Annotated in this window: 2 protein-coding genes; one reads left to right on the top strand and one right to left on the bottom strand. The window is 39.9% G+C overall.

All coding sequences use genetic code 11. From position 1 onward, the window contains the following. Positions 1–309 (bottom strand): DUF2470 domain-containing protein (locus ACS8FC_RS16900; RefSeq protein WP_439297639.1); only part of this gene is annotated, 309 nt, incomplete at its 3' end. 228 nt (positions 310–537) lie between these two features. On the opposite strand from ACS8FC_RS16900, the gene ACS8FC_RS16895 reads away from it, so the two are divergent. Then, on the top strand, positions 538–759 hold a 222-nt coding region (locus ACS8FC_RS16895; RefSeq protein WP_439297638.1), incomplete at its 3' end, for an ATP-binding cassette domain-containing protein.

The raw sequence follows: 759 nt of genomic DNA, 5'->3' as shown, positions 1-759 counted from the left end.
GGGGAAGGCAATGAAAAAGGTTTGATTCTGCACAGTGTTGTCTTGAGCGTTATTAGATTGAGACTCTACGTTTTTTGGCTGTACTTGCAACTCGAGACCTTCAGCGTAAACCGTCGTCAATTGTACCTCTATATTATCTAATTCAGCAGTGGATATAGGGGTAAATGCCTGTAAAAACCCTAACAGCTCATCTACATGTTCTTCATTGATATGACTGATAATGTCTTTTAGTTCAGGGGCATTTAAGGGGGTATACGGTCTGTCTTGACCATAACGATTACGTTCAGAGGATAGGAGGATATTAGCCATATTGATACTCATAAGCAGAGGTAAATTAATAAATGCAAACTTCGATTAGTTAATGATAATTGTTTTTATTATCGTTTACGAGTAAAATCATCTCTCATTACCGTTTTGTTTTCAAGTCTATGCTTTAAAACAGCGCTTCAATAAAGTGTTTCGAGACAAAAATGCTGCAAAAGAATAACTGTCATCGAGACTTACTTTTCCAATTTTCTATCAATAATGAGTGCCTATATGCTACGTGCAAACCAACTGACCATCAGTCGTCAAGGGAATACTTTACTAGACAATGTGAGCTGTGAGATCGATACCAAGCAGTTGGTGGCGCTAGTGGGGCACAATGGCTCTGGCAAATCAACCTTGATCAAAGCGTTGGCGGGTGAGATGACTAGCAGTAGTGGCACCATTACATTAGATGAGCGTGATATCAGCGATTACGGTAGCAAAGCGCTGGCA

This window comes from Psychrobacter sp. 1Y4 (assembly GCF_051847555.1).
Note: the sequence above shows the minus strand (reverse complement) of the source record. Positions and strands in the feature narration are given on the sequence as shown.